This is a genomic window from Streptomyces sp. NPDC026301 (genome assembly GCF_055567935.1).
Genome location: NZ_JBVHPN010000001.1, coordinates 30,793 through 54,749, shown reverse-complemented (window position 1 = coordinate 54,749; position 23,957 = coordinate 30,793). Strand labels below are relative to the sequence as shown.

General features: G+C 71.7%; 25 protein-coding genes. 11 read left to right on the top strand and 14 right to left on the bottom strand.

Annotation, left to right across the window (positions count from 1 at the left end):
- The first annotated feature begins 59 nt into the window (after positions 1-59).
- Entirely contained in the window at positions 60-1,343 is a 1,284-nt protein-coding gene (locus ACZ4MH_RS00255; RefSeq protein ID WP_351595402.1) for an ANTAR domain-containing protein, read from the top strand.
- 67 nt (positions 1,344-1,410) lie between these two features.
- Here the strand turns inward: ACZ4MH_RS00255 and ACZ4MH_RS00250 are convergent, their stop codons facing one another.
- On the bottom strand, positions 1,411-2,139 hold the full coding sequence (locus ACZ4MH_RS00250) for an ArsR/SmtB family transcription factor (protein ID WP_351595405.1): 729 nt from the start codon (positions 2,137-2,139) through the stop codon (positions 1,411-1,413).
- A 65-nt stretch (positions 2,140-2,204) separates the two neighbouring features.
- Between ACZ4MH_RS00250 and ACZ4MH_RS00245 the strand changes: the two genes are divergently transcribed.
- Positions 2,205-2,927, top strand: coding sequence for a flavin reductase family protein (locus ACZ4MH_RS00245; protein WP_351595407.1), 723 nt, complete (start codon positions 2,205-2,207; stop codon positions 2,925-2,927).
- A 273-nt stretch (positions 2,928-3,200) separates the two neighbouring features.
- Here ACZ4MH_RS00245 and ACZ4MH_RS00240 read toward each other — a convergent pair whose 3' ends face one another.
- On the bottom strand, positions 3,201-3,437 hold the full coding sequence (locus ACZ4MH_RS00240) for a chaplin (protein ID WP_351595410.1): 237 nt from the start codon (positions 3,435-3,437) through the stop codon (positions 3,201-3,203).
- Positions 3,438-3,622: 185 nt separating this feature from the next.
- Between ACZ4MH_RS00240 and ACZ4MH_RS00235 the strand changes: the two genes are divergently transcribed.
- Positions 3,623-5,083, top strand: a complete 1,461-nt coding sequence (locus ACZ4MH_RS00235; protein WP_351595413.1) for an MFS transporter — start codon at positions 3,623-3,625, stop codon at positions 5,081-5,083.
- On the opposite strand, the gene ACZ4MH_RS00230 is transcribed toward ACZ4MH_RS00235, so the two are convergent.
- Complete coding sequence (locus ACZ4MH_RS00230) at positions 4,971-5,558, bottom strand: TetR/AcrR family transcriptional regulator (protein WP_351595416.1); 588 nt, start codon at positions 5,556-5,558, stop codon at positions 4,971-4,973. The two genes, ACZ4MH_RS00235 and ACZ4MH_RS00230, sit on opposite strands and share 113 nt — an antisense overlap.
- Before the next feature lie 153 nt (positions 5,559-5,711).
- Between ACZ4MH_RS00230 and ACZ4MH_RS00225 the strand changes: the two genes are divergently transcribed.
- Entirely contained in the window at positions 5,712-6,410 is a 699-nt protein-coding gene (locus tag ACZ4MH_RS00225; protein ID WP_351595419.1) for a nitroreductase, read from the top strand.
- Between the two features lie 66 nt (positions 6,411-6,476).
- Here the strand turns inward: ACZ4MH_RS00225 and ACZ4MH_RS00220 are convergent, their stop codons facing one another.
- The gene (locus ACZ4MH_RS00220) at positions 6,477-7,223 is read right to left on the bottom strand and encodes a GAF and ANTAR domain-containing protein (RefSeq protein ID WP_351595422.1); all 747 of its coding nucleotides are present in this window, start codon (positions 7,221-7,223) and stop codon (positions 6,477-6,479) included.
- A 321-nt stretch (positions 7,224-7,544) separates the two neighbouring features.
- Entirely contained in the window at positions 7,545-7,796 is a 252-nt protein-coding gene (locus tag ACZ4MH_RS00215) for a hypothetical protein (protein WP_351595425.1), read from the bottom strand.
- Positions 7,797-8,072: 276 nt separating this feature from the next.
- On the opposite strand from ACZ4MH_RS00215, the gene ACZ4MH_RS00210 reads away from it, so the two are divergent.
- Together ACZ4MH_RS00210 and ACZ4MH_RS00205 are read left to right on the top strand one after the other, a co-directional pair.
- Positions 8,073-8,492 (top strand): STAS domain-containing protein, encoded by a 420-nt coding sequence (locus tag ACZ4MH_RS00210; RefSeq protein WP_351595428.1) that lies wholly within the window; start codon positions 8,073-8,075, stop codon positions 8,490-8,492.
- 117 nt (positions 8,493-8,609) lie between these two features.
- Positions 8,610-9,422 carry a thioesterase family protein gene (locus ACZ4MH_RS00205; RefSeq protein ID WP_351595430.1) on the top strand — a complete coding sequence of 271 codons (813 nt, stop codon included), beginning with the start codon at positions 8,610-8,612 and terminating at the stop codon, positions 9,420-9,422.
- A 212-nt stretch (positions 9,423-9,634) separates the two neighbouring features.
- On the opposite strand, the gene ACZ4MH_RS00200 is transcribed toward ACZ4MH_RS00205, so the two are convergent.
- On the bottom strand, positions 9,635-10,207 hold the full coding sequence (locus ACZ4MH_RS00200) for a DUF4142 domain-containing protein (RefSeq protein ID WP_351595433.1): 573 nt from the start codon (positions 10,205-10,207) through the stop codon (positions 9,635-9,637).
- Positions 10,208-10,482: 275 nt separating this feature from the next.
- Between ACZ4MH_RS00200 and ACZ4MH_RS00195 the strand changes: the two genes are divergently transcribed.
- Positions 10,483-11,010: a hypothetical protein gene (locus ACZ4MH_RS00195; protein ID WP_351595435.1), complete on the top strand. Its 528-nt coding sequence runs from the start codon at positions 10,483-10,485 to the stop codon at positions 11,008-11,010.
- 15 nt (positions 11,011-11,025) lie between these two features.
- On the opposite strand, the gene ACZ4MH_RS00190 is transcribed toward ACZ4MH_RS00195, so the two are convergent.
- The 3 genes from ACZ4MH_RS00190 to ACZ4MH_RS00180 all read right to left on the bottom strand — a co-directional run bounded on the left by ACZ4MH_RS00190 (position 11,026) and on the right by ACZ4MH_RS00180 (position 14,134).
- The gene (locus ACZ4MH_RS00190) at positions 11,026-12,642 is read right to left on the bottom strand and encodes a sulfite oxidase (protein ID WP_467753623.1); all 1,617 of its coding nucleotides are present in this window, start codon (positions 12,640-12,642) and stop codon (positions 11,026-11,028) included.
- Between the two features lie 161 nt (positions 12,643-12,803).
- Complete coding sequence (locus ACZ4MH_RS00185; RefSeq protein WP_351595907.1) at positions 12,804-13,553, bottom strand: anti-sigma factor; 750 nt, start codon at positions 13,551-13,553, stop codon at positions 12,804-12,806.
- A complete protein-coding gene (locus ACZ4MH_RS00180; protein WP_351595904.1) occupies positions 13,550-14,134 on the bottom strand; it encodes a sigma-70 family RNA polymerase sigma factor in 585 nt (194 codons plus the stop codon). The genes ACZ4MH_RS00185 and ACZ4MH_RS00180 overlap by 4 nt, the downstream gene beginning before the upstream one ends.
- Before the next feature lie 206 nt (positions 14,135-14,340).
- On the opposite strand from ACZ4MH_RS00180, the gene ctaD reads away from it, so the two are divergent.
- Both ctaD and ctaF read left to right on the top strand, forming a co-directional pair.
- Positions 14,341-15,969: an aa3-type cytochrome oxidase subunit I gene (ctaD, locus tag ACZ4MH_RS00175; protein WP_467753891.1), complete on the top strand. Its 1,629-nt coding sequence runs from the start codon at positions 14,341-14,343 to the stop codon at positions 15,967-15,969.
- Between the two features lie 37 nt (positions 15,970-16,006).
- Entirely contained in the window at positions 16,007-16,441 is a 435-nt protein-coding gene (gene ctaF, locus ACZ4MH_RS00170) for an aa3-type cytochrome oxidase subunit IV (RefSeq protein WP_351595901.1), read from the top strand.
- On the opposite strand, the gene qcrB is transcribed toward ctaF, so the two are convergent.
- Entirely contained in the window at positions 16,396-18,090 is a 1,695-nt protein-coding gene (gene qcrB / locus ACZ4MH_RS00165; protein ID WP_351595898.1) for a cytochrome bc1 complex cytochrome b subunit, read from the bottom strand. The two genes, ctaF and qcrB, sit on opposite strands and share 46 nt — an antisense overlap.
- 221 nt (positions 18,091-18,311) lie before the next feature.
- Here qcrB and ACZ4MH_RS00160 point away from each other — a divergent pair, with 221 nt between their 5' ends.
- The gene (locus ACZ4MH_RS00160; RefSeq protein ID WP_351595895.1) at positions 18,312-19,079 is read left to right on the top strand and encodes an N-acetyltransferase; all 768 of its coding nucleotides are present in this window, start codon (positions 18,312-18,314) and stop codon (positions 19,077-19,079) included.
- Between the two features lie 51 nt (positions 19,080-19,130).
- Here ACZ4MH_RS00160 and ACZ4MH_RS00155 read toward each other — a convergent pair whose 3' ends face one another.
- A complete protein-coding gene (locus ACZ4MH_RS00155) occupies positions 19,131-20,786 on the bottom strand; it encodes an NAD-dependent malic enzyme (RefSeq protein WP_351595892.1) in 1,656 nt (551 codons plus the stop codon).
- Between the two features lie 226 nt (positions 20,787-21,012).
- Here ACZ4MH_RS00155 and ACZ4MH_RS00150 point away from each other — a divergent pair, with 226 nt between their 5' ends.
- Positions 21,013-22,002: an alpha/beta fold hydrolase gene (locus tag ACZ4MH_RS00150; protein WP_351595889.1), complete on the top strand. Its 990-nt coding sequence runs from the start codon at positions 21,013-21,015 to the stop codon at positions 22,000-22,002.
- Positions 22,003-22,041: 39 nt separating this feature from the next.
- On the opposite strand, the gene ACZ4MH_RS00145 is transcribed toward ACZ4MH_RS00150, so the two are convergent.
- The 3 genes from ACZ4MH_RS00145 to ACZ4MH_RS00135 form a co-directional block, all read right to left on the bottom strand.
- Positions 22,042-22,851 (bottom strand): SDR family oxidoreductase, encoded by an 810-nt coding sequence (locus tag ACZ4MH_RS00145; protein ID WP_351595886.1) that lies wholly within the window; start codon positions 22,849-22,851, stop codon positions 22,042-22,044.
- Positions 22,848-23,270: a DUF2267 domain-containing protein gene (locus tag ACZ4MH_RS00140; RefSeq protein ID WP_351595883.1), complete on the bottom strand. Its 423-nt coding sequence runs from the start codon at positions 23,268-23,270 to the stop codon at positions 22,848-22,850. The genes ACZ4MH_RS00145 and ACZ4MH_RS00140 overlap by 4 nt, the downstream gene beginning before the upstream one ends.
- A 139-nt stretch (positions 23,271-23,409) precedes the next feature.
- Complete coding sequence (locus tag ACZ4MH_RS00135) at positions 23,410-23,820, bottom strand: SRPBCC family protein (RefSeq protein ID WP_351595880.1); 411 nt, start codon at positions 23,818-23,820, stop codon at positions 23,410-23,412.
- Positions 23,821-23,957 lie beyond the last annotated feature (137 nt).

Sequence of the window (23,957 nt, the reverse complement as noted above, 5' to 3'; positions counted from 1 at the left end):
CGCCGAGGACGACAACGACCGGATACGGAGGCGGTATGAGAAGCGGCATGCGAGGCGGTATGGACAGCGGAGCAGCACGGGAAATCCGCACCGACATAGTTCGGTTACCCGCTGCGGCCGGATGGCTGCGGATGCTCGGCGTCGAGGGGGTCCTGGACTCCGCCGACCATCCGCTCCTCGCGGCGATCCTCGAGACCACCGGGCAGCCGCGGGCGGTCGCGGTCGACCTGTCGGCGGTACGGGAGGTGTCGGTCGCCGCGGCGCGCGGCCTGGCCGCGTGTGCGGCGGAACTGGACCGCCGGGGCATCCGCCTCCTGCTGGCCGCCCCCTCCGAGGAGGTCACCCGGGCCCTGACGGCCGCCAACGGGGCCGCCGACGCCGCCAATGGGACCGCCGCCGCCCGCCTCGTCGTGCTGCCGACCGCGCACGACCTCATCACCGCCTGCGTCCCGGATCTGCCGGAGGCGGCCGTACGGGCAGCCGTGGCCTGCGCCCCCGCCCCCGCTCCCGACCTCCTCGCTGCGACGCGCGACGAGAGTTCCGAGCAGGAGATCGAGCGCCTGCGCGGCAAGGTACGGGACCTCCAGGCGAAGGTCCGTACGCATCCCATGATCGCGCAGGCACAGGGAGTACTGCAGGAGCGCTACCGGCTGCCCGACGGACAGGCGGCGTTCGCCCTATTGCGCAACGCCTCGCAGCAGCACAACGTCAAGCTCCGGGCCCTGGCCGCCGCGGTCCTCAACGCGCCCCGGCCCAAGAGCGGCAGCGCCCGTTGGTTCCCCGACCGCATCCGGACCCGCCCGCCGGAGCTCCCGGCGCTGCCGCAGGTGAACGGCGAGGCCACCAACCGCAGTGCGGTGATCTCCGCGGTCCTGCACCAGTCCCTGACGATCTCGGACACCCCGATGGGCAATGTACAGCTCGCCGACCGCCACGCCGGCGGCCTGCGCATCGAGGAACACCACGGCCTGAACGAGGAGTTCGTCGACTACTTCGACCTCGTGGGCAAGGAAGGCACGTCGTGCGCGCTGGCCGCGCGCAACGTCACGCGGGTCACCGTGACCGACGTCGCCACCGACCCGGTCTTCACCGACGAGGCCCGTTACAAGATCCTCCAAGCCGGCAGCCGCGCCGCGCACAGTACGCCGCTGACCACCGCGAACGGGGTCTGCCTCGGCATGGTCTCCACCCACCACGACCGCCCCCAGCAACTCCTCGTCCCGGCCCAGGCCCGCGCCCTGGACCGGATCGGCGACCAGGCCGGCCGCTGGCTCGCCTGGCACCACCGCACCATCGTCCTCGACGCCCTGGAACACCTCCACCGCACGGCGGTCACGGCGTGATCGGTCATGGCGTGATCGGCCAAGGTGTGACCGGCCAAGGTGTGACCGGTCATGGGCGCCCGCGAGCCTATTTCTGTGCGAGGACGGTGTCGGGCAGGGCGAGGTGGTCGTGGAGGGCGCGGCGGCCGGTGGGCGTCACCGCTACGGCGCGTGTGGTGCCGATGCGGGTGATCCAGCCGGCGTCGAACGCGTGGCGGCAGAGGGCCGCTCCGACGGCGCCTGCCAGATGCGGGCGGCGTTCGGTCCAGTCCAGGCACGAGCGCACCGACGGCCGGCGCGTGCCGTTCGGGACGGTGATGCCGAGTACTCCCAGCCAGGCCGCTCCGTCGCCGGTGAGCTGCAATCCGTGCTGCCAGTCCAGCAGCCCCCGCTCGGTCATCGCGTCGGTGATGGCGACCCCCACGGCCCCGGCGAGGTGGTCGTAGCACGTACGGGCGTGGGCGAGGGCCTGGCGGCGGCTGGCCGCCGACAACGAACGGGGCGGCGGCTGGACGCGGCCGGGTGCCATCGCGGCGAGGCTCTCGATCAACTCGGCGACCTGGGGATCGGCCAGCCGCACGTACCGGTGGCGCCCCTGCCGTTCCTCGGCAAGCAGATTGCCGCGTACGAGCGCGTTGAGGTGCTCGGTCGCGGTCGAGGCCGCCACGCCCAGGTGGCGGGCCAGTTCGGCGGCCGTCCACGCCCTCCCGTCGAGCAGCGCGAGGCAGAAGCCCGCACGCGTGCCATCGGCCAGGAGCCTGGCCACTGAAGCCAGGTCCGGGCCTGCCTCACGTACGCGCTCGCGCTGAGTGTTCATGTGCTCGATTATCCCCGGTGACAGTTCGGCGCCCGCCGAAGTATCCGGTTCCTAGGCTCCCGATCATGCACGCGATGAACGCCATGAACGCCATGAACGCAACGAACGCCACGAACGTTGTGAACGTTGTGAATGACACCTTGGACGTGGGGCGACCCGCCGCCCCGATAGCCATCGAGCCCAGCGTCTTGTACTTCGGGACGCCCGTGGTCCTGCTGTCGACCGAGAATCAGGACGGGTCGTTCAACCTCGCCCCGATGTCCTCCGCATGGGCGCTCGGGCAGACAGTGGTACTCGGTCTCGGCCGCGACGGGCAGACCGCGCGCAACCTCGGCACGCGGCCCGACCTCGTGATCAACCTGCCGGACCCCGCGCTCTGGCCTGCCGTGGAGCGGCTGGCGCCGCTGACCGGCCGGAATCCGGTGCCCCCGACCAAGGCGCACGGCTGCCGCTTCGAGCCGGACAAGTTCGGCGCGGCCGGCCTGCACAGTGAGCCGTCCCACCTCGTCCGGCCGCCTCGCGTCACCGAATGCCCCCTCCAGCTGGAGGCCCGCGCCGAACGGGTGCAGCCGGACGTGTCCGGGGAATTTGTCCTCGTCGAGGCCGCCGTGCGGAAGGTGCACGCGGACCCCCGGCTCGTCGTCCCCGGCACCGACCACATCGACCCCGCGGCCTGGAGCCCCCTCATCTACAACTTCCGCCACTACTTCGGCCTCGGCCCGGAACTCGGCCATTCGTACCGCACGCAGACGCCTCGACGGCCCGAGGCGCCCGCCGCGCAACGGTGAGTTCAGTGCGTGTCGTTGTTTACGGGGTCGGGGCGGCGGTCTGCTCCCTTGTCGCGGCGGGGGAGCGGCAGAGCCATGGCGGTTGCCCTTTGAAGAGTGGCGACGCATCGCTTCACAAGGGTGCTGCGCCGGGTTTCTCGACGGCTCGGCGTTTCGGCAGGGGTGGGTGTACTTCGTGCCCGTGCGGACATGCGAAACGCCCCGCCACAAGGGGGAGATGGCGGGGCGTCCGGCCGGAGACCGGCCGTTGACGGCGTGACGGGTCGCGACGGGTCAGTCGTTCACGCAGGTGTTGCCGAAGGCGGGGTTGAGCAGCCCGATGATGTCGATGCTGTTGCCGCAGAGGTTGACCGGAACGTGGATGGGGACCTGGATGGTGTTGCCGGAGATGACACCGGGCGAGTTCGCTGCGGCGCCTGACGCGCCGGAGTCGGCCGCTGCGACGCCTGCTCCTCCCAGGACAGCGGCGGCGGCCAGGGTGGTGGCGACGACTGCGCGACGGATGCTCATGTTTATCTCCTGATGTGAGGGAATGCCCGCACGGAGCATCTCCGTCGCCATGTGCAGAAAACGCCTGTAACTCGAACGGGGCACCAAACTCGCCGGTACGTGTGCACATCACCTCATCCGGTTGACCGCGCGGCAGCCCGGGCGGCGTAGTGTCGCGGCGGCGGTGGTGGAAGGAGGCACGGGGAATGGGGGCACGGGGGATGGGGACGGGCTGGGGCGGACGGCGCGTTCTGCGTGACCGCAACGTGGTGTTCTACCTGAGCGGTGTGGTGGTCTCGGGCTTCGGCAGCTCGGCCATGGCGCTGGCTGCGGGCGTATGGGCCAAGTCGCTTACGGGATCGGACAGTTTGGCGGCGCTGACGACCTTCTGCGTATGGGCGCCGATCCTGTTCGGCCCGCTGATCGGCACGGTGGCCGACCGGACGCGCCGGCGGCCGTTGCTGATCTGGACCAACCTCGGCATGGCCGTGATGCCGCTGCCCCTGCTCGCTGTCCGCTCCGGCGGGGAGATCTGGATCCTGTTCGTGGTGCTGACGGTGTACGGCGTCAGCTCCGTACTGCTGGACGCCGCGGAGGCCGCACTGGTGGCAACTGCCGTACCGGAGGCGCTGCGTGGCGACTTCAACGGCCTGCGGATGACGGTCAACGAAGGCATGAAACTGGTCGCGCCGCTTCTGGGGGCGGGCCTGTTCGTACAGTTCGGGGGCGCGGCCGTGGCCCTGCTGGACGCGGCCACGTTCGCGCTGGCCGCCGCGGCCTTCACGCTGATACGCGTATCCGAAACCCCGCCCCGCCGGACCGTCCCGACCGTCCCGACCGTCACGACCGATCCGACCGTCCCGACCGACGCGGCCGTCCCGACCGTCCCGACCGACCCGGCCGACCCGGCCGAGGCCCCGAGGTGGACGGCCCGGACCGCCGAGGGTGTCCGGCATCTGCGCCGGCACCCGGACCTGCGGCGCCTCGTACTGGCCGGGGCCGCGACGATGGGCATGGCGGGGCTGAACGGGGCCGCGGTGTATGCCGTGGTCGACGCCGGCCTCCATCGCCCGCCGGCCTTCGCCGGGGTGCTCTACGCGGTGCAAGGCACCGGCTCCGTTCTCATCGGGCTGTGCGCCGGTGCCCTGTTGCGGCGGATGCCCGAGCGGAGCTTCGCCGCAGCGGGGATCATGCTGTTCGCGCTGGGTGTCGCCCTGCGCGTCGTACCCTCCGTGCCCGTCGCGCTGCTCGCCAGTGCGATGATCGGCGCCGGCCTGCCCTGCGTACTGATCGCGGCCATGACCGCCGTCCAGCGCGAGACGCCGCACGCGCTGCTGGGCCGGGTGGCGGCCACCGCCAACACCCTCCTCTTCGCACCCAACGCCCTTGCCCTGGCCCTCGGCGCCGGCCTGGTCGCCCTCGTGGACCACCGCGTCCTGCTGCTCGCCGCCGGGGCCGTGGCGGCCGCCACCGCGCTGGGCTGCCTCGTGAGGGGCGGTGCCCAGGCGGCGGGCGGCAGTCCAGCCCCCGCAGGGTCGGCGAGTGCAGCGGAGTTCAGTGACGCGTCGCCCGGTCGAGCAGGATTTCCGCGGCCGCGCGCGCGTGCCGACCGTAATCCGGCTGATCCAGCACCATCGCGCGGCTGGCCGCGCCGTCGGCGAGGGTGACCAACTGCTCGGCGAGCGCGGCGGGTTCGGCGGCGCCCAGTTCCGCCGCCAGCTCGGTGACGAGCTGCGCCATCAGCAGCTTCTGCTCGCGCGCGTACGTGTGGATCTCGCTCAGCGGATCCGGGAACTCGACCGCGGCATCGATGAACGGGCACCCGCGCACCGGGGCCGCGTCCGGCGCCGGAAGCTCGAACAGCCGGAGAATGCGGTCGCGCGGGTCGAGCTCCTCGCGTGTGAGCACGCTCTCCAGCGTCTGGCCCGATGCGGCCAGCTCCCGCAAGTACGCGATCACCAGGTCGCTCTTGGTCGGGAAGTGCGCGTAGAGCGTCCGTTTGGACACGGGCGCCGCCTCCGCGACCTGCTCCATACCGGTCGTGTTGATCCCCTGGCGCGCGAACAGCAGGGCGGCAGCGGCCAGAATCCGTTCCCGCCCGCCGCGCCCCCGGCGCTGGGTCTTCGTGGTCGTCGTACTCATGGATCGAAAGTATACGCGAGCGTTTACTTCAGGCGTGAGTCACTGTTACGGTCAGGCTTAGGTACACGCTTCCGTGTACCTAAGTGCCAAGTGCCAAGTGCTAAGCGCCAAGCGCTAAGTGGTAACTGCTAAGTGATTCCTTGAGGAGCGCCCATGAATCCGACCAGCCCGCCCCGGCCCACCGACCTGGCCGGCCACGCCGAGAAGTTGATCCGCGGCCGCCGCGCGACCCGCGCCTTCCTGCCCGACCCGGTGCCCGAGGAGACCTTGCGCGCGGTCTTCGCGCTCGCCGGCGCCGCGCCGTCCAACTCGAACGCGCAGCCCTGGCGTGTGGAGGTGGTGAGCGGGGCGCGGCGGGACCGGCTCGCCGACGCGCTCCAGGCGGCCCACGCCGAGCAGCGCACCACGGTCGACTTCCCCTACCACGACGACATGTACTCGACGGCACAGCAGCGCCGCCGCGCCGCGTTCGGCGGCGAGCTCTACGGTGCGCTGGGCATCGGCCGGGACGACCACGCGGCCCGCGCGGCCTATGACGCCGAGAGCCTGCGCTTCTACGGCGCCCCGCACGTCGCCTTCCTCTTCGCGACCGGTGATGCCGGGGCGCGGCTGGCCGCGGACGTCGGCATCTACACGCAGACGCTGCTGCTGGCGATGACCGCGTACGGCATCGACAGCTGCCCGCAGGGGCTGCTGAGTTTCTACGCCGATACCGTTCGTGGCGAACTCGGCGTTGACGACGGGAAGTTGCTCGTCGGGGTCTCCTTCGGTTACGCCGACGCTGCCGCGCCGGTCAACCACCTCACAACCGGCCGGGCTCCCCTCGACGCGACCACGACCTTTCACCGTTAGACCGTTAGACCGTTAGACAGAGGGCGCTCGGTGCAGTCGATGGGGCGTGGGGAGTGGGCGAACCGGCTATTGAGGTGATGCGCGCCGGAACGGGCCATCGGTGGCCGGGCCGTCGATGACCGAGCGGACGAGGTCGTTCAGGCGGGTGTTGTGGCTGCGCGCGTAGGAGCGGAGCAGTGCGAACGCCTCGTCCGTGGTCCACTCGAAGCGTTCCGCGAGCATTCCCTTCGCCTGCTCGATGGCGATCCGCGATGTCAGGGCCGATTGCAACTGGTCGACGTACCGCTGCTGCATCTGATGAGCCACCCCTATCACTGCCGCGTCGCTCATGGCCTGTGCTGCGCGGACGGATTCACTGGACAACGCGTGGTCGTGGCAATGCTGGTGGTGCAGTTGAAGCGCGGCAATCGCCCGGTGTTCGTGGCAGAGGGGGATGACGGTGATGCCGGTGAAGCCCTCGGACAGGGACCGGGGGACGAAGCGCGGCCATCGGGAACGGAAGCTCGGCCGGTCGAGGGGGAGGTCGGCGAGCCGGCGTCCGGTGCGGAGGGCTTCGAGGCCGGGGCCTTCGTCGAGCTCCAGTTGTGCCCGCGCCAGTTGACCGGATGCGTGGTGCGAGGCGGCGGCCACCGTCGGAGTGTTCTTGTTCCGCTCGTCCACGGAGATGACCGCCGTCGCCTCGACGCCCGGCAGCCGCAGACTGTGATCGGTCAGCCGCCGCAGTACGCCACCGTTTTCGAGGTCGCGTGGAGCGGCGTCGGCGAGGTCGAGGAGGACCGGCGTCAACTGCTGATGGATCGATTCGTCGCACATGCGTGGTCGTCTCCTGGGGGCCGAACGCCTGGTCAGTCCGGCTTGGATCTCTGACGTGACTCTGACGTTGGCATGCATCCGGGTCATATCTCGAAGTGCACCGCATCCTGGCAACGGTCGCTCAACGGAGCAAGTGGGATACTCCAGGTAATGGCCGAGGCTTGACGGATGCCGCGCCTCCGGTTCGGTGCACACGGGACAGGGCGTCGACCCTGAACAGGCAAGGGTTCCAGGCGTAGGGCCCACTGCTGATAAGTGATGCCTTATCAGTCCGCACGGTATTCCTATCAGTGCCCGGCCGGGGCGGGTGCGATCGCCGGGTTATGTGGCCGTGCCGTCCGGCCGGGGCGCGTTGCGTCGAGGTGGGGCGGCCAGCGGTTCGGCGGCCTCCAGAAGCAGTTCGATCGTCTTCTTGAGGCCGGCGAGGCGGTGGCGCATCTGGCCGCCTTGGTCGCCAGGGGCGAACGCCTCGGCCTCGGCCGCGTTGCTCTCCAAGTGGCGGCGGGCGAAGTCGATCATCGTGCGGAGTTGGGCTCGGTCGTCCATGGCGGTGCGAGCCACAGGTCCGGCCACTGTGCCCACCTCCTCTCACCGGGTGTCGCCTGAACGGACCGTACCGCACAGTGCGTACGGTGCACGGTCGGCCGGGTCGGGCCACCACGTCAACTCCCCAGTGGAAAAGGCAACGGGAAAAGGGCAACGGGGAACGGGGAGAAGCGGGACGGGCATGGAGAAAGGGGCACGGAGGAAAGGAGACTCGGGGAAACCGTCTTGTTTCTCCTCGCATGGCACGTACGATCCGCAGCAACGGGGAAGTGGAAGTGGCATGAAGCGCGCCGGAGGTGCTGGATGCCGAACGCCGACGGACTGGCGATCACCACGCTCGCCTCCTGCGATGCCGGCGCAGTGTTGCGCGTCAGCGGCGAACTGGACCACGGCAGCGAAGGGGTCTTCCGCGTCACGATGGGTGCCTGCGTCGGCGCCGGTTACCGCTACCTGGCCCTGGACTGCTCCGCCCTCACCTTCTGCGACTCCCGCGGCCTGAACTGCCTGTTGGGCCTGCACTGGCTGCTGCGTCGCCGCCAGGGCCGGCTCCTGCTGGCGTGCGTGGGCCGCCGCGTACGGCACGTACTGGACCAGACCGGCAGCAGCGAGCTGCTCCCGGTCTTCACCACCGTCACCCAAGCCCTCGCCACTCTCCCCGAAGGCCACCGCCCCGTCTGGCCGCCCGACACGGCCCGCCGGCCCGCGGCTACGGGCCCGGCTTGACGTTCTTCCTCGTGAAGCGCGAGGTCACGCGCTCAGTGTGGGTGTCGGCACCGCCTGCTGTGTCATCCTCATCAAAGTCCTCTGACACCCCGGCATCAGGATGAGGAGAACCTTCCGTTGAGCACCGGCGCGCCGCACTCCGACAGCTTTTTCGAGCCCATAGACGAGCACCGCTACAAGCCCACCGCCCACGCGAGCGGCGCATGGGACGTCAATGAGCAGCACTTCAGTCCGCTCGGTGGGCTCATCTTGCACGCCATGGAGCGTCATCTGGCCGCGCGTCCGCACAGCGGGCTGGTCCTCGGGCGGATCAGCTTCGACATCCTCGGGCGCCTCGCCCTCGACGAGTGCGAGATCCTCGTGGAAACACTGCGGCCGGGCCGTACGATCGAGCTGATCGAGGCCGTTGTGCGGATCGCCGACCGCCCCGTGGTCCGGGCGCGCGCCTGGCTGCTCGCCGCCGTGGACACCGCGGCCGTGGCCGGTGGCGCCGGCGACAGGCTCCAGCCGCCCGAGTCGCTGCCCTCCTGGCCGCTGGCCTCCGTATGGCCGGGCGGGTACATCGCCTCCCTGGACGTCCGGCCGGTCGCCCCGCCGCAGCCGGGCGGCACGACCGCCTGGGTGTCCACCCCTCTCGACCTCGTCGCCGGGCAGCCCAGCAGTCAGCTGGCGTCCTACCTGGCCCTCGTCGACACCGCCAACGGCATCGCCGTGCGCCAGTCGCCCACCGACTGGATGTTCCCCAACGTCGACCTCACCGTCCACCTCCACCGCCGGCCCGAAGGCCGTTGGACCGGACTGGACACCACTGTCACCTTCGGGCCCACCGGCCAGGGCATCACCAGCACCGTGCTGCACGACATCAACGGTCCCGTCGGCCATGCGCAGCAGATCCTCACGGTCCGCCCGCTGCCGACCGATGCCGGCTGACCGCCTGACCGCTCGCGGCTCAGCAGATACTGGGGAGTTGCGCGCCCCCGTCGAGTACTTCCGTCTCCTCGACTTCCGCCTCCTCTACTTCCGTCTCCTCGCTGTCGGGCGCGCCCGGACGCGAAAGTCCGGGCGCGCCCGAGGAGTTGGTGCGTTGCGGTGACCGTGGTTCGCCGGGCAGGAGCCGGCCGGAGGGGACTCCCGCGTGGCGGTCAGTGATGGTGCGTCGGCGGGGCGGCGTGCGTGGTCGTCCTGCACACGAACACCGCCGCCAGATGCCTCGCCACCACGGGCCGCGCCTTGCGGGCGGCGGCTTTCACCTCGCTGTTGCGGCCCGTCCGGAGCTCACGGCCGATCAGCGCCAGCGTCTTCACGTGATCCGAGGATTCCATCCTCAGCCACGCCCTGTCGTACGCTCGCGTGCCCTTCTTGGCCTGTACGTCCGCCAGCGCGTGCCGCTGTTCCGCGCTGGGTGAGCCGGGCAGCCGCACATGCAGCTTGTCCGCGAGGGCCGTGATGTCCCTGTCCAGCCTCCGGTGATCGCGCACCAGCGTGGCGCCGAGTCTCTTCACGCAGCGCGTGGTGGCGTTGGTGCCCGCATCCCGCCCGGCCGCGATCTCCGCCAAGTTCCCCTGGTGCACGGTCCTCAGAAACGCCCCATCGGTCGGGCGCGAGCTCGTCGCGGTCGCGGTCGCGGGCGCAGCCGCGGCCGCGGTCGTCGTGACCGTGCCGGTCACAGCCATCACCAGCACGGCGGTCGCCGCCACGCCTCGTACAGCGATCATGGTCAATGCTCCTTTCGTTGCCGGCCGGGGCGCGGGAGACGTCCTCGGGCCGGTCGCCGACGGGCACCGGTCCGGTACCCGATGACGATGCCTGCCCCCTGCGTCACTCCTCCGTCGCCGCGGATCGTTCAACCACCCGAACAGGCGGCGTGTCGGTACTGGACACGCGGAGACGAACGCCACTCCTCCGTCGTGACCTGCGTCATTTATCCGGAGAGTTCCGCTGAGTAACGTTCTGTACGTCCTGCCCCCTCGCTGACTCGGACGGCTCATCGGTGCCCACGGACCTCTCCCTGCTGATATCGGCGACCACCCAGTGGCTGACCTGCGCGTATCCGTCGAGCGGCGGCGCCATGAGCGTTGCCCTCACCGAAGCGCAGGCCCGGCAGGCCGTGACCGTCGCGGCCTGGCTGCGCTACCCGACGGCGATGGACGCCGCGCTGGTCTCGGTCACCGGTCCGGGCGGCTCCGGCCGGCTCGACTGGCTCACCGGCGCGGATGTCCCCGGAGAGGACGACGAGGCGGAGAGCGCGTGGCGGTCATGGGTGGACGAGGTCGTCGCGAGCTGGGCGGCGTCCCTGCTCAGTACGCCGGCCCTGGCCGCCACCGCGGTGACCGCCCTCGCCGACTCCTGGCACACGTCCGGCACACCGGTCGAATTCCGCCGCCTGGTCTCGCCCGACGCCCACGACCAGCAGGCCGCCGCCCTCCTGCGCCACCCGGACCTGCTGGCTCCCTTGGCAGAGCTGCACCACCCCGAGCTCCTCACCCGACTGGACACCGACCGAGTCCTGGAGGGCTGAGGGAGACCGGGGGTGTCAGTCGACACTGACGACCACCGAGTGGTGGCCGGTCGCGCCGTCGGGGGCGGGGGGAGTGCGGTGTGCGGGCTGGGTTTTTCCGGTGCGGTCCGTGGCGCGGACCGTGAGGGTGTGGGTGCCGGGAGCGGCCCGCCAGGGGAGGGACCACTGGCGCCAGGTGTCGCGGGTGTCCTCGGAGGCGAGTTCGGCCCGCTGCCACGGCCCGTCGTCCACCCGCACCTCCACCCGGTCGATGCCGCGGTGCTGCGCCCACGCGACGCCGGCGATCATGACCGTGCCGGCCCGCGGCCGGGCGGCCGGCTGGGGGGTGTCGATGCGCGACTGCGTCTTGACCGGTGCCTTGGGGGCCCACGCGCGCTCGACCCAGTACGCGTCGTAGGCGTCGAAGGTGGTGAGTTCGATGTCCTCGATCCACTTGCAGGCCGAGACGTAGCCGTACAGGCCGGGGACGACCATCCGTACCGGGAAGCCGTGCTCGAACGGCAGCGGCCGGCCGTTCATGCCCAGCGCCAGCATCGCGTCCCGGCCGTCCATGACGTCCTCGACCGGACTGCCGATCGTCATGCCGTCCACCGACCGGGCCACCAGCTGGTCGGCCGGGCCGCCCCGTGACGGCGGCCGGACGCCGCACTCCCGGAGCAGCTCGGCCAGCCGTACGCCGATCCAGCGCGCGTTGCCCACCAACGAGCCGCCGACCTCGTTGGATACGCAGGCGAGGGTGATGTCGCGTTCGATCAGGTCGCGGTGGAGGAGATCGTCGAAGGTCAGCGTCAGCGGCGCGGTGACGCCCTTGCCGTGGATGCGCAGCCGCCAGGTCGTGGCGTCGACCTTGGGCACGAGGAGTGCCGTGTCGATCCGGTAGAAGTCCTTGGACGGGGTGACGAACGGGCCGAGGCCCGCGATACGCAGCCCGGCTCCCCGAGGGATGGGGGCCGCGGGGGAGGCCGGCGGGGGCAGGACGACGTGGCTGCGGGAGGCGAGCGCGTGGCTGCCCGCGCCGTTGAGGGTGCGGCCCAGTACGCCGGCCCCGGTGGAGGCCGCCGCCGCGGCCGAGGCCGCGAGGAGGAAGCCGCGGCGGTCCCAGCCCTTGCCCTCACCGGCCGCGGGCCCATCAGCCGGTGCCGGTTCCGGTGCCGTACGGGCGCTCAGCCGCCCGGCGAACCAGTACAGCAGGCCGCTGCCCGCCGCCGCTCCGACCAGCGAGGGCAGCGCGTCGGCGGCGGACGCGTCCGGCCGGCTCGTCGCCGCCACCGCGCCGACCACGCCGAACAGCAGGACGCCCGCCGCGCCGAGCCGCCGGTGGCGCAGCGCGAGGACGCCCAGGGCGATCGCCAGCAGCGCCAGTACGGCCAGGATGCCGAGCTGGAGGACGAGCTTGTCGGCCGTGCCGAAGCGCTGGATCGCCCAGTCCTTCACCGACGCCGGGGTCAGGTCGATCGCCGCGCCGCCCACCGCCACGACCGGGCCGGCCTGCGGCCGCACCGCCGCCGACGCCAGCTCCGCGACGGCCAGCGCCGCGTATCCGGCGAGGAGCCCGCTGAGGGCTCCCGGTGCCAGTGCCCGCAGCCGCGTGCCCCGTGCCGGGGCTTCCCGAAATCTCTGGTCTCTGCTCACGTGGGGAATCCGTCGCCGGACGGGCGGCGGATTGGTCCTTTCCCGGATCGAGTTGGTCCTCTGCTGGATCGACTCGTACTGGATCGACTTGCACTGGCTCGACTTGTACGGGATCGACGTGGTCCTTCATCGGACCGGCGCACGGTTTCCTTGAGCGGGCGTCACGCGGGGAGGTGCACCATGGTCAGCGGAGCGGAGGTCGGCCGGGGCGACCCGCCCGCCGGTTCCATGGTGATCCCCATGCCGGACGCCCGGCCGAGCGGCCCCATCATGACCGCGGCCGTGGGCCGGGCCGGGTCCAGCATCCCGGCGGAACGCATCGTTCCGTTGTCGTCGAACCAGAGTTGGTACACCTTGCCGTCCGGTGGCTTCGACATCCCCGAGGCTATGAACACCGCCTGGTCGCGGCTGCGCGAGACGACGACCGTACCGCTTGCCTCCTTGCCCCACCGGGCCGTACGGGCCTTCGCGTCCCGCGCGCCCAGCACCGCCGCCAGGTCCTCCGTGTGCTGCTGGGCCCGCCGGGCCTCCTCGCGCGCGTCCTCGGCCCGGTCGTGCTGCCAGACCGCCACGCCGCCGAGCGCCGCCGCGATGGCGAGACACGCGGCCAGTGCCCAGCGCGTCAGCCGCCGGGCCCGGGCCGACACGGGTCCGGAGTGCGGCGGCCGCGGCGTACGGGGAGCCTCCTGGCGGACCGTGGTGATCCGCCGCAGCACATCGTCCTTGAGGCCGGGACGCGGCGTGACGGAGACCGCCAGGCCCAGCCGGCCGGCCGTGGCGGACAGCTCCCGCACCTCCTGCGCGCAGGACTCGCACACGGCCAGGTGCCGCTCGAACTCCGCGCGCTCGTCGTCGGGCAGGGCGTGCAGGGCGTACGCGCCCGTCAGGGTGTGCAGGTCGGCGCCGGTCACGCGGTCACCCCCAGGCAGTCACGCAGCCGGATGAGACCGTCCCGCAGCCGCGTCTTGACCGTCCCGAGCGGCACCGACAGCAGCTCCGCCACCTCGCGGTAGGACAGCCCCCGGTAGTACGCCAAGGACACCGACTCCCGCTGCAGTTCGGTGAGCGTCCGCAGGCAGCGGCGCACCTGCTCCCGCTCCAGGCGGGCGTCCACCTGCTCCGTCACCTCGTCGAACTCCGGCGTACGGTCCAGCAGCGCGGCCCTGCGCTCCCGCTTCGCCGACGCCTCCGCCGACCGCACCCGGTCCACCGCGCGCCGGTGCGCCAGCGTCAGCACCCAGTTCATCGCCGCGCCGCGCTCCGGACGGTAACGGGCCGCCGTCCGCCACACCTCGACCAGCACCTCCTGCGTCACCTCTTCCGACTGGGCGTGATCGCGCAGCACGCCGCGCACCACGCCCAGGACGGGCCCCGCGACGATGTCGTAGACGCCCGAGAACGCCTCCTCGTCCCCGCGGGCGACGGACTCCATCAGCGCCGGCAGATCCGGACCCGGTGCCGGGCTCTCCCCGATGCGCACGATTTCTTTCACGCGGTGATCCTCTACGACGTCCGTCCGGAACCCGGGAATTCCGGTGCCCGGGGAATTCCGGTACACGAGTCATTCGGAGCCGGAGCGGCGACGGTTTGGTCCCGGTGGCCCGCGGTGCGGATTCTCCGCCGCCGGCCGGGGCACTCGGACGCCGCTGAGTCGGCGTGTTCCCGGGAGGCGAGGCTGTGACCGAACTGGCGGACGGCGTGGTGCGGCCGGTGTACCGACCGGCCCCGTCGCTGGGCAGGCGACTGGTCCGGCTGACGCGGACCACCGATCACAAGGTGATCGGCAATCTGTACCTGGTGACGTCCTTCTGCTTCTTCCTCTTCGGCGGCGTACTCGCCCTGCTGATGCGGGCCGAGCTGGCGCGGCCAGGGCTGCAGATCGTCGACGAGCACCTCTACAACCAGCTGTTCACGATCCACGGCACGGTCATGATGCTGCTCTTCGCCACCCCGCTCTTCGCGGGGTTCGCGAACGCCGTCATGCCGCTCCAGATCGGCGCGCCGGACGTGGCCTTCCCCCGCCTGAACGCGCTGTCGTACTGGATGTACCTCTTCGGCGCCCTGATGGTGGTGAGCGGATTCCTGGTGCCCGGCGGGGCCGCGGCCTTCGGGTGGTTCGCGTACGCGCCGCTGAACGGGGCCGTCCGGTCACCGGGCACCGGCGGTGACCTGTGGACCATGGGCCTGGTCGTGGCGGGTGTGTCCACCACGCTCGGCGCGGTCAACTTCATCACCACCATCATGTGCCTGCGCGCGCCCGGCATGACGATGTTCCGGATGCCGATCTTCACCTGGAACGTGCTCTTCACCTCGATCCTCGTGCTCCCGGCTTTCCCTGTGCTGACGGCGGCGCTGCTGGCACTGGAGGCGGACCGGAAGTTCGGCGCGCACGTCTTCGACGCGGCCAACGGCGGGGCGATCCTGTGGCAGCACCTGTTCTGGTTCTTCGGCCACCCCGAGGTGTACATCGTCGCGCTGCCGTTCTTCGGCATCGTGACGGAGATCCTGCCGGTCTTCTCCCGCAAGCCGGTCTTCGGGTACGTCGGGCTGATCGGCGCGACCGTCGCGATCACCATGCTGTCGGCCGTGGTCTGGGCGCACCACATGTTCGCCACCGGCGCGGTGCTGCTGCCGTTCTTCTCCCTGATGTCGTTCCTCATCGCGGTGCCCACGGGGGTGAAGTTCTTCAACTGGATCGGGACCATGTACCGCGGGTCCCTCTCCTTCGAACCGCCGATGCTGTGGGCGGTCGGCTTCCTCGTGACGTTCCTGCTCGGCGGGCTCAGCGGCGTACTGATCGCCTCGCCGCCGCTGGACTTCCACCTCACCGACTCGTACTTCATCGTGGCGCACCTGCACTATGTGCTGTTCGGGACGGTCGTGTTCGCGATGTTCGGCGGCTTCTACTTCTGGTGGCCGAAGCTGACGGGGAAGATGCTGGACGAGCGGCTCGGCAAGATCCACTTCTGGACGCTGTTCGTGGGCTTCCAGACCACCTTCCTCGTGCAGCACTGGCTCGGCGAGAACGGCATGCCGCGCCGCTACGCCGACTACCTCGCCGCCGACGGCTTCACGGTCCTCAACACCGTCTCGTCCATCGGCGCGTTCCTGCTGGGCGCCTCGACGCTGCCGTTCCTGTACAACGTGTGGAAGACCGCGAAGTACGGCACGCGCGTCGGCACGGATGACCCGTGGGGCTACGGCCGGTCCCTGGAGTGGGCCACCTCCTGCCCGCCGCCGCGCCACAACTTCGTCGCCCTGCCGCGCATCCGCTCCGAGTCGCCCGCCTTTGACCTGCACCATCCGGAGAAGGAGTGGCACACGTGAAGCCGGCGGAGGAGAAGAAGGAGCAGGGGGAGGACACATGAAGACCGAAGCCGTTCTCTTCGCCGGTGTGGCGGTCTTCTTCGCCGTCACCGCGGGCGTCTACGGCAGATACGGCCACGACCCCGCGGGCGCCAGCGTGCTGATCGTGGCCTGTCTGATGGCCGCGCTGGTCGCCTTCTTCCTGGCCGTGCAGTACCGGCGGCGCGGGCAGCGGGCGCAGGACCGCCGCGACGCCGAGGTGGCCGACACCGCCGGGCCGCTGGACTTCTTCCCGCCCGCCAGCCCCTGGCCCCTCGTCGTCGCCGCGGGCTTCACGGTCGTCGCGCTCGGCGTCGTCTTCGGGCTGTGGCTGGCGCTGCTGGGGGCGGGCGTGCTGGCCCTCGGCGTCTTCGAGATGGTGTTCCAGTACGCGGGGCGTCAGGACCGTCAGGAGTCCGGCGACGAGCCGCCCGCCGGCCGGTCGCGGAGCTGACGCCGGTCGCGCAGCTGACGGCCGGGCTCCCGGGAGTCCGTGCGCGGGTGCGAGGCCGCCGCGAACCAATGGCTGAGCGCGGCCCGCAGCCGCCCGGCATCGCCGTCCGCACCGGCCCCGTCGGCCTCCTCCGGAGACCCGTCCCGCCCGGCCGCCGTCAGCGGCGGCGCCGCCGGCATGCTGCCGTACAGCACCACGTACCGCTCCTCCTCGCCCATCGGCCGGTGCTCCTCCTCGTAACCGCCCTCGACCGTCTGGCGCATCCGCCCGGTCTCCTCGCCCTCGGCCAGCCGCTCCAACTCGGCTTCCCGCAGCGCCAGGCACACCCGCTTGACCACCAGGAACACGACGACGGGCAGCACGATCAGCGCCGTCCGCAGCAGCCAGGTCAGGGCGTTGAGGGAGATGCCGAGGGTGTCGGCCACCACGTCGTTCCCGCCGGCCAGCAGCAGTACCGCGTACGCGCTGACGGCCGCCGTGCCGAGCGCGGTGCGCACGGGCCGGTCGCGCGGCCGGTCGCACAGATGGTGCTCGCGCCGGTCACCGGTCACCCACGCCTCGGCGAACGGGTACGCGTACAGCAGCGCGAACAGCGCGAGCGGCAGCACCACGGCCGGGAGCAGCACGTTCCACATGAGGGTGTGGCCTGCGACCGACGTCTCCCACGGCGGTACGAGCCGCAGCGCGCCCTCCAGGAAGCCGACGTACCAGTCCGGCTGGGCGCCGGTGGACGCCTGGTCGGGACGGTAAGGGCCGTACACCCAGACCGGGTTGATCTGCGCCACCCCGCCGAGGAACGCCGTCACCCCGAAGACCATGAGGGACAGGCCGCCCGACGTGGCCATGAAGTGGGGGAAGAGGGGCTTGCCGACCACATTGCGGTTGGTGCGGCCCGGGGCCGCCCACTGGGTGTGCTTGAGGTAGAAGACCAGGATCAGATGGACGGTGACCAGGGCCAGGATCAGGCCGGGAATGAGCAGGATGTGCGCCCCGTACAGCCGGGAGATCATGTCGTGGCCGGGGAACTCCGCGCCAAAGGCGAACATGCTGACGTACGACCCGACGAGCGGCAGCGACAGCATGATGCCCTGCGCGATCCGCAGCCCGGTGCCCGACAGCAGGTCGTCGGGGAGCGAGTAGCCCGCGAAGCCCTCCGCCAGCGCCAGCAGGAAGAGCGTCACCCCGATCATCCAGTTCACCTCGCGGGGCTTGCGGAACGCCCCGGTGAAGAAGACCCGCAGCAGGTGGACGCCGATCGCCGCGATGAAGACGAGCGCGGCCCAGTGGTGCATCTGCCGGATCAGCAGCCCGCCGCGGATGTCGAAGCTGATGTGCAGGGTGGAGTCGAACGCCTCGGACATGCGGATGCCGGAGAGCGGTGTGTACGCGCCGCGGTACACCACCTCGTGCATGTCGGGTTTGAAGAAGAGCGTGAGGTAGACCCCCGTCAGGATCAGCACGATCAGGCTGTACAGGGCCAGTTCGCCCAGGAGGAACGACCAGTGGTCGGGGAACGGCTTGCGCAGCAGCCCGCCGCCCTCGGCGACCGGCAGCCGGGCGTCCAGCGCCTCCGCGGTGCGGCCGGCGGCCTGCCTCGTCCTCTGCTTCACGGCGCGTGCCTTCAGGCGGGACCGCCGGAAGAAGATCATGCCAACTCCTCCCTGTTCGGGAGCCCCTGACCTTGCCCGCCAGGTGGCGCCCACGACCAACGAAGCGCGCGCAGGAGCCCGTCGGCGGCCGGCCGGCGCTCGTGCCCCGCCCTCCGACCATGGGCTGCCGCGCCACTGACGTGTAGCCGCTTGTCGGCCAGGCACGCAGGGCCGGAGAAAACCGCTGGCCGCAGCGGTGTCCTTGTGGCAGCGTCCGCGCTGTGACAGACACCGACCGCATCCGGATCACCCCCGTCGCCGAGCGCCCGGCGCTGCTGCCCCGTCTCTACGAGCTCACCGAGACCTGGCCGGCCTTCATACCGCACGACCCGGTGGCGGACGCCCTGTTGGGCCGGGTGGCCGCGGACTTCCCCGAGTACTGCGTGGTGGCGACGGACGGTGACCGCGTCGTGGCGCGCGGGCTGAGCGTGCCCTTCGACGGCGGGCGCGACGGCCGCGAGGAGACGCCGGACCGGGGCTGGGACCGGGTGCTGGGGTGGGCGTTCCACGACCGGCGCGACGGGCACCCGCCGACGACGGCCAGTGCGCTGGAGATCACGGTGGACACCGAGTACCTCGGCCGCGGGCTGTCCTACCGGATGCTGGAGGCGCTGCGCAGCGCCGTCGGCGAGCAGGGCCACGACGTGCTGCTGGCCCCGGTCCGCCCGACGGCCAAGCATCGTGAACCGCGCGTCCCCATGGCCGACTACGTCCGCCGGCGGCGCGCGGACGGACTGCCGGCCGACCCGTGGCTACGCGTGCACGTCAAGGCCGGCGGCACCATCGAGAGGATCGCCCCGGCGTCGATGACGGTCAGCGGCTCCCTGGCCCAGTGGCGGCGGTGGACCGGCCTGCCCTTCGACCGCGACGGTGACATCGAGGTGCCCGGCGCCCTGGTCCCCGTGCACTGCGACACCGCCCATGACCACGCGGCCTACGTCGAACCCAACGTCTGGGTCCGGCACCGCGTGGATCCGCACCGCGCCTGAGGGCCAGGGACTCCCGGGGCGCGGGTCAGGGCCGTGAGTCAGGGCCGTGAGTCAGGGACGCGGGTCTGACACCGGCCCGTATTCCGGCTGCCACATGGCGTCCTGTACGGCCTGTACGGGGTCGGCCGGTACGACCGTCGCCACGCCGTCCTCGGCCGCCGCTCGTACGACCGCCACCGCGACCGTCGCCGAGGAGGCGCGCAGGTTCTCCACCTCCGGCAGCAGTGGCGCCCCGGGCTCGCCCGTGGCCACCTGGCCCGCGACGGCCTCGGCCGCGGCCCGGAGCATCCCCGGCGTGACCCGTTCGGCGCGCGACACGATGACGCCCAGGCCCACGCCCGGGTAGACGAGCGCGTTGTTGGCCTGGCCGATGACATGCCGCACGCCGCCGGCCTCCACCGGCTCGACCGGGATGCCGACCGCCGTCAGCGCCCGGCCCTCGGTCCAGTCCAGCAGGTCGGAAGGGAGCACCTCGATCCGCTCGGTGGGGTTGGAGAGCGGGAGGACGATGGGCCGGTCGACGTGCTCGGCCATCGCCTCCACCACCTCCCGGGTGAAGGCCCCGCGCACGGTCGAGGTACCGATCAGAACGGTCGGACGCACCTTCCGTACGGTCGTCAGCAGGTCGACGGGGCGGCCGTCGGTCCAGTCGGCGGCCTCGGCGGCGGGCCGGGCATAGCCGCGCTGGTAGTCGCGCAGGTCGGACATGTCGTCGAGCAGCAGCCCCTGCTTGTCGACGAGCCAGAAACGCCCGGTCGCGGCGTCCTCGTCCAGGCCGTCGCGGACCATGGCGGCGCGCAGCTGGTCGGCGATGCCGACGCCTGCCGTGCCGGCGCCGAACACCACGACGCGCTGGTCGCGGAACGGGACACCGGTCACGTCCAGCGCGGACAGCAGCGCCGCGAGCGTGATCGCCCCCGTGCCCTGCATGTCGTCGTTGAACAGGCGGTGGCGGTCGCCGTACCGCTCCAGGATGCGCCGGGCGTTGCCGGGCCCGAAGTCCTCGAAGTGCAGGAGCGCGTGCGGATACAGGGCGGACACGGTCTCGACGAAGTCGGCGACGAACCGGTCGTACTCCTCACCCCGGGCGCGGCTGTGCCGTACGCCCAGGTAGAGCGGGTCGTTGAGCAACTGCGCGTTGTCCGTGCCGACGTCGAGCACCACCGGCAGACAGCGCGCGGGGTCGATGCCCGCCGCGGCCGTGTACACCGCGAGTTTGCCGACCGAGATCTGGATGCCGTGCACACCCCAGTCGCCGATGCCGAGGATCTGCTCGGCATCGGTCACCACGACCATGTCCACGTCGTCGGCGGACAGTTGCAGTGCCTCGAACGAGCGGCGCAGGTCCTGCGGGCGGTCGATGGACAGGAACACGCCCCGGGGCCGCCGGTATTCGTGGCTGTAGTCCTTGATCGCCTGCCCGACCGTCGGGTCGTAGACGATGGGCAGCAGCTCCACGAGGTGGTCCGTCAGCAACCGGTGGTACAGCACCTCGTTACGGTCGTGCAGCTGCTCCAGGTAGATGTTCGCAGCCAGATCGGTGGGCTGCCGCCGCAGCTGGCCGTACGCGCGCCGCGCCTGCTGATCGAGGGTGAGTACGCCGTCGGGCAGGCGGCCCACGAGGCCGAGACGGTCACGTTCCGCGCGGGTGAAGGCCGTTCCGTGGTTGGTGAGCGGGTCGCTCATCACCGGGGGCAGTCGTTCCACTGGTACCTCCTCGCTTCTGCTGCGCACGGCCCGCCTTTCAGTATCACGGGGTGCGGACGGCCCCGCACCCGCGGCCGCCCGCCGCCGGGACGCGTCCACGGCGGCCGTCGCGAAGCGTCGTAGCGGGCGCGAAACGCTCCGGTAACGGTGTCGGGGTGCTACACCTTCTACGCTCGCACGGAGAAGCGGGGAGACGGGGAGACGGCCGGGGGAGGGGGCGTCGGGCGTGCAGGACGACGTGGAGCTGCGCTACCACGTGGTGCACGGTTACCGCCGCGCCTTCCGGCTCGCGGGCCGTGGACCCGCCCTCGTGTTCCTGCACGGCATCGGGGACTCCTCCGCGACCTGGGAGGGCGTCCTCCCGGCGCTGGCCAGGAACCACACCGTGATCGCCCCCGACCTGCTCGGCCACGGCGCCTCCGACAAGCCCCGCGCCGACTACTCGGTCGCCGCCTACGCCAACGGCGTCCGCGACCTGCTCGGCGTCCTCGGCATCGACCGCGCGACCCTGATCGGGCACTCGCTCGGCGGCGGGGTGGCCATGCAGTTCGCGTACCAGTTCCCCGAGCGCACCGAGCGCCTGGTGCTGGTCAGCGCGGGCGGCGTGGGCCGGGAGGTCACCCCCGTCCTGCGGGCCGTGTCCCTGCCGGTGGCCGCCGCACTGCTGTCGGTGCTCGGCCTGCCGGGGATGCGCTGCCAGACCCGGCTGGTCGTCGGGCTGCTCAAGGGCCTCGGCACGGACCTCGGGCAGGACGCGCCGGCCCTGCTCCGGCTGGTCGACTCGCTCCCGGACGCGGCGTCCCGGAGCGCGTTCGTCCGCAGCCTGCGCGCGGTGGTCGACTGGCGCGGCCAGGTCATCACCATGCTGGACCGGTGCTACCTGGCCGAGGGCATGCCCACCCTGCTGCTGTGGGGGTCACGGGACGGCGTGCTGCCCGTACGGCACGCGTACCGCGCGCACGCCGCGATGCCCGGCAGCCGTCTGGAGGTCTTCGAGGGTGCAGGGCACTTCCCCTTCACCGCCGATCCGGACCGCTTCCTCGCCGCGGTGCAGCACTTCATCGCCACGACCCGGCCGGCCGACTGGAGCCCGGAACGCTGGCGCGAGCTGCTCAGGGCCGGCCGGCCCGGCAGCGCGGCCGGCCGCCCGGACGACGCCCGCAACCGCGCCGTGGAGCGCGAGCTCCGGGACGAGAGCGAGCGCAGCGCCACGTAAGGCCGCGGCGTCCGTACGGTGTCGAGGCCTGCAGGGGCCTCAGGGGCGGCGCCAGCTGTGGTCCGTGAGGTGGGAGCCGGCCTGCGGGCCCATCCGCAGCATGCCACCGTCGACGGCCCACGATGCCCCCGTCACATACGCCGCGTCCGGGCCGGCGAGGAAGGCGATGACGGCGGCCACCTCGCGGGCGTCGCCCGGCCTGCCCAGCGGGACGCCGGGCCGGTCCTTGACGGTCACGTCCGCGTCCTCCTGCCCGGTCATCGGGGTGGCGATTTCACCGGGCGCGACGGCGTTCACGTTGATGCCGTACTCGGCCAGTTCCAGGGCCATGACCTGCGTCAGCAGGCCCAGCCCGCCCTTGGCAGCGCAGTACGGTGCGGCGCCGACCCGGGGCTGGTGCTCGTGCACGCTGGTGACGTTGACGATCCGGCCGCCGTCCCCCTGGTCGATCATGCGCCGAGCGGCCAGCTGGGAACAGAGGAACGGGCCGATGAGGTCGACGTCCACCACGTGCTGGAACGTCTCGTGGCCGATGTCGAGGAAGGGCGTCGCGGTGCCGGTGCCGGCGTTGTTGACGAGGACGTCGAGCCGGCCGAGCCGCTCGGCGAGCCGGTCGACGACCTGCGCCGCCGCCGGCGGGTCCGCGAGGTCCATCCGCTCGATCGCCGCGTTCCGGCCCTTGCCGCGCACCTCGGCGGCCGTCGCCTCGGCGCCCTCCCGGTCGGTGTGCCAGGTGATGCCGATGTCCACGCCCTGCTCGGCGAGGCGTACGGCGGTGGCGCGGCCGATGCCGGAGTCCGCCCCGGTGATCACGGCGGCACGCAGGTCAGGTGCCCGGTTCGCGGTCAACGGTCCTCCACCCGGCTCGTCGGCAGCAGCTCGCGGATGTCGGGCGGCAGGACGCTGCCCAGCTTCTCGCTGAGCTCGGGCGCGAGCGCCGCGTCCAGCGTTTCGAAGACCGCGCTCGCCTCCTGCAGCGCGGCGTCCTCCGAGACCCCGCCGCGCCAGGCGATCCGCGCGGCGAAGGTCGTCAGGTCGAACCGCTCCGCCGTGTGGTGCTCGGCCGACCCGCCCTCGTGCGCGGCGACCACCCGGCGGAGGTGCTCGCCGATCTCGTGCGGCAGCTGGGCCGCCACGTGTTCGGCGAGGCCGTCGGGGATGCGCTCCGCCAGCGTTTCCAGCGTCGCCCGCACCGCGCGCTCCGCCGCCCCGTGGTCGGGGAGCGCGGCTCCGGCCTGTACCGATCGCAGGAACTCGTCATGATGCATGATCTTCCACCTCTCGATCCCGGCGTGGGCGGGGGCGCCGGGCGCCGCCCGCTCCGGCGGTCGCACCGAGCCGGGTTTCCGCCGGCCGGCGCGGCGAAACGAATTGAATATCCCTTTTGCCGCTGCCCCGCGCTGTCGGCTATCCCGCGTCGTCGACACGCAGCCGCACCTGCTCCGCCAGCCGCTCCAGGCTCCGGTCCAGCGCGGCGTCCACGGCCTCGCCGCCCGGGTCGTGGGACGCCTCGAAGAAGGACAGGTGGATGGTCACCTCGCTCGCCCCGCTCCCGATGCCGGCGACCTGCAGCCACCCGGCGTAGCTGCCGGTCTCCCGGGTGCCCCACTCCAGGCGCTGCTGGTCGGACTGGGCCCGGAAGAGAGCGGACGCGTCCTCGCCCGTACGGTCCTCGTGCACCGTCACGGCCGGCAGCTCCTCCTCCCGTACGTGCAGCTCCGCCGGCATCCAGGAATCGAGCCGCGACACATCGCTCGCCTGGTCGAAGACGTGCTCGGGCAGCGCCGGCATCGTCCGGGAACGCTCGTACTCACTCATGCCACACCTCTCCTCGGTTCCTGTTTCCTCGGTTGCTGATTCCTGGGTTCCTGGATTCCTTGTTCCTCACGCCTCCGGAGTTCCTCACGACTCCGGAACGCCTGCCCCGTGACGGTGTCCGGCGGCGCACAACCACC

Bases quoted from the DNA above. Each gene is read 5' to 3' on its own strand.
- ACZ4MH_RS00200 (WP_351595433.1), bottom strand. From the start codon at position 10,207: ATGATCGCTGTACGAGGCGTGGCGGCGACCGCCGTGCTGGTGATGGCT.
- ACZ4MH_RS00255 (WP_351595402.1), top strand. From the start codon at position 60: ATGGACAGCGGAGCAGCACGGGAAATCCGCACCGACATAGTTCGGTTA.
- ACZ4MH_RS00135 (WP_351595880.1), bottom strand. From the start codon at position 23,820: ATGAGTGAGTACGAGCGTTCCCGGACGATGCCGGCGCTGCCCGAGCAC.
- qcrB (WP_351595898.1), bottom strand. From the start codon at position 18,090: ATGATCTTCTTCCGGCGGTCCCGCCTGAAGGCACGCGCCGTGAAGCAG.
- ACZ4MH_RS00210 (WP_351595428.1), top strand. From the start codon at position 8,073: ATGCCGAACGCCGACGGACTGGCGATCACCACGCTCGCCTCCTGCGAT.
- ACZ4MH_RS00235 (WP_351595413.1), top strand. From the start codon at position 3,623: ATGGGGGCACGGGGGATGGGGACGGGCTGGGGCGGACGGCGCGTTCTG.
- ACZ4MH_RS00230 (WP_351595416.1), bottom strand. From the start codon at position 5,558: ATGAGTACGACGACCACGAAGACCCAGCGCCGGGGGCGCGGCGGGCGG.
- ACZ4MH_RS00250 (WP_351595405.1), bottom strand. From the start codon at position 2,139: ATGAACACTCAGCGCGAGCGCGTACGTGAGGCAGGCCCGGACCTGGCT.
- ACZ4MH_RS00245 (WP_351595407.1), top strand. From the start codon at position 2,205: ATGCACGCGATGAACGCCATGAACGCCATGAACGCAACGAACGCCACG.
- ACZ4MH_RS00140 (WP_351595883.1), bottom strand. From the start codon at position 23,270: ATGCATCATGACGAGTTCCTGCGATCGGTACAGGCCGGAGCCGCGCTC.
- ctaF (WP_351595901.1), top strand. From the start codon at position 16,007: ATGAAGACCGAAGCCGTTCTCTTCGCCGGTGTGGCGGTCTTCTTCGCC.
- ACZ4MH_RS00225 (WP_351595419.1), top strand. From the start codon at position 5,712: ATGAATCCGACCAGCCCGCCCCGGCCCACCGACCTGGCCGGCCACGCC.
- ACZ4MH_RS00240 (WP_351595410.1), bottom strand. From the start codon at position 3,437: ATGAGCATCCGTCGCGCAGTCGTCGCCACCACCCTGGCCGCCGCCGCT.
- ACZ4MH_RS00220 (WP_351595422.1), bottom strand. From the start codon at position 7,223: ATGTGCGACGAATCGATCCATCAGCAGTTGACGCCGGTCCTCCTCGAC.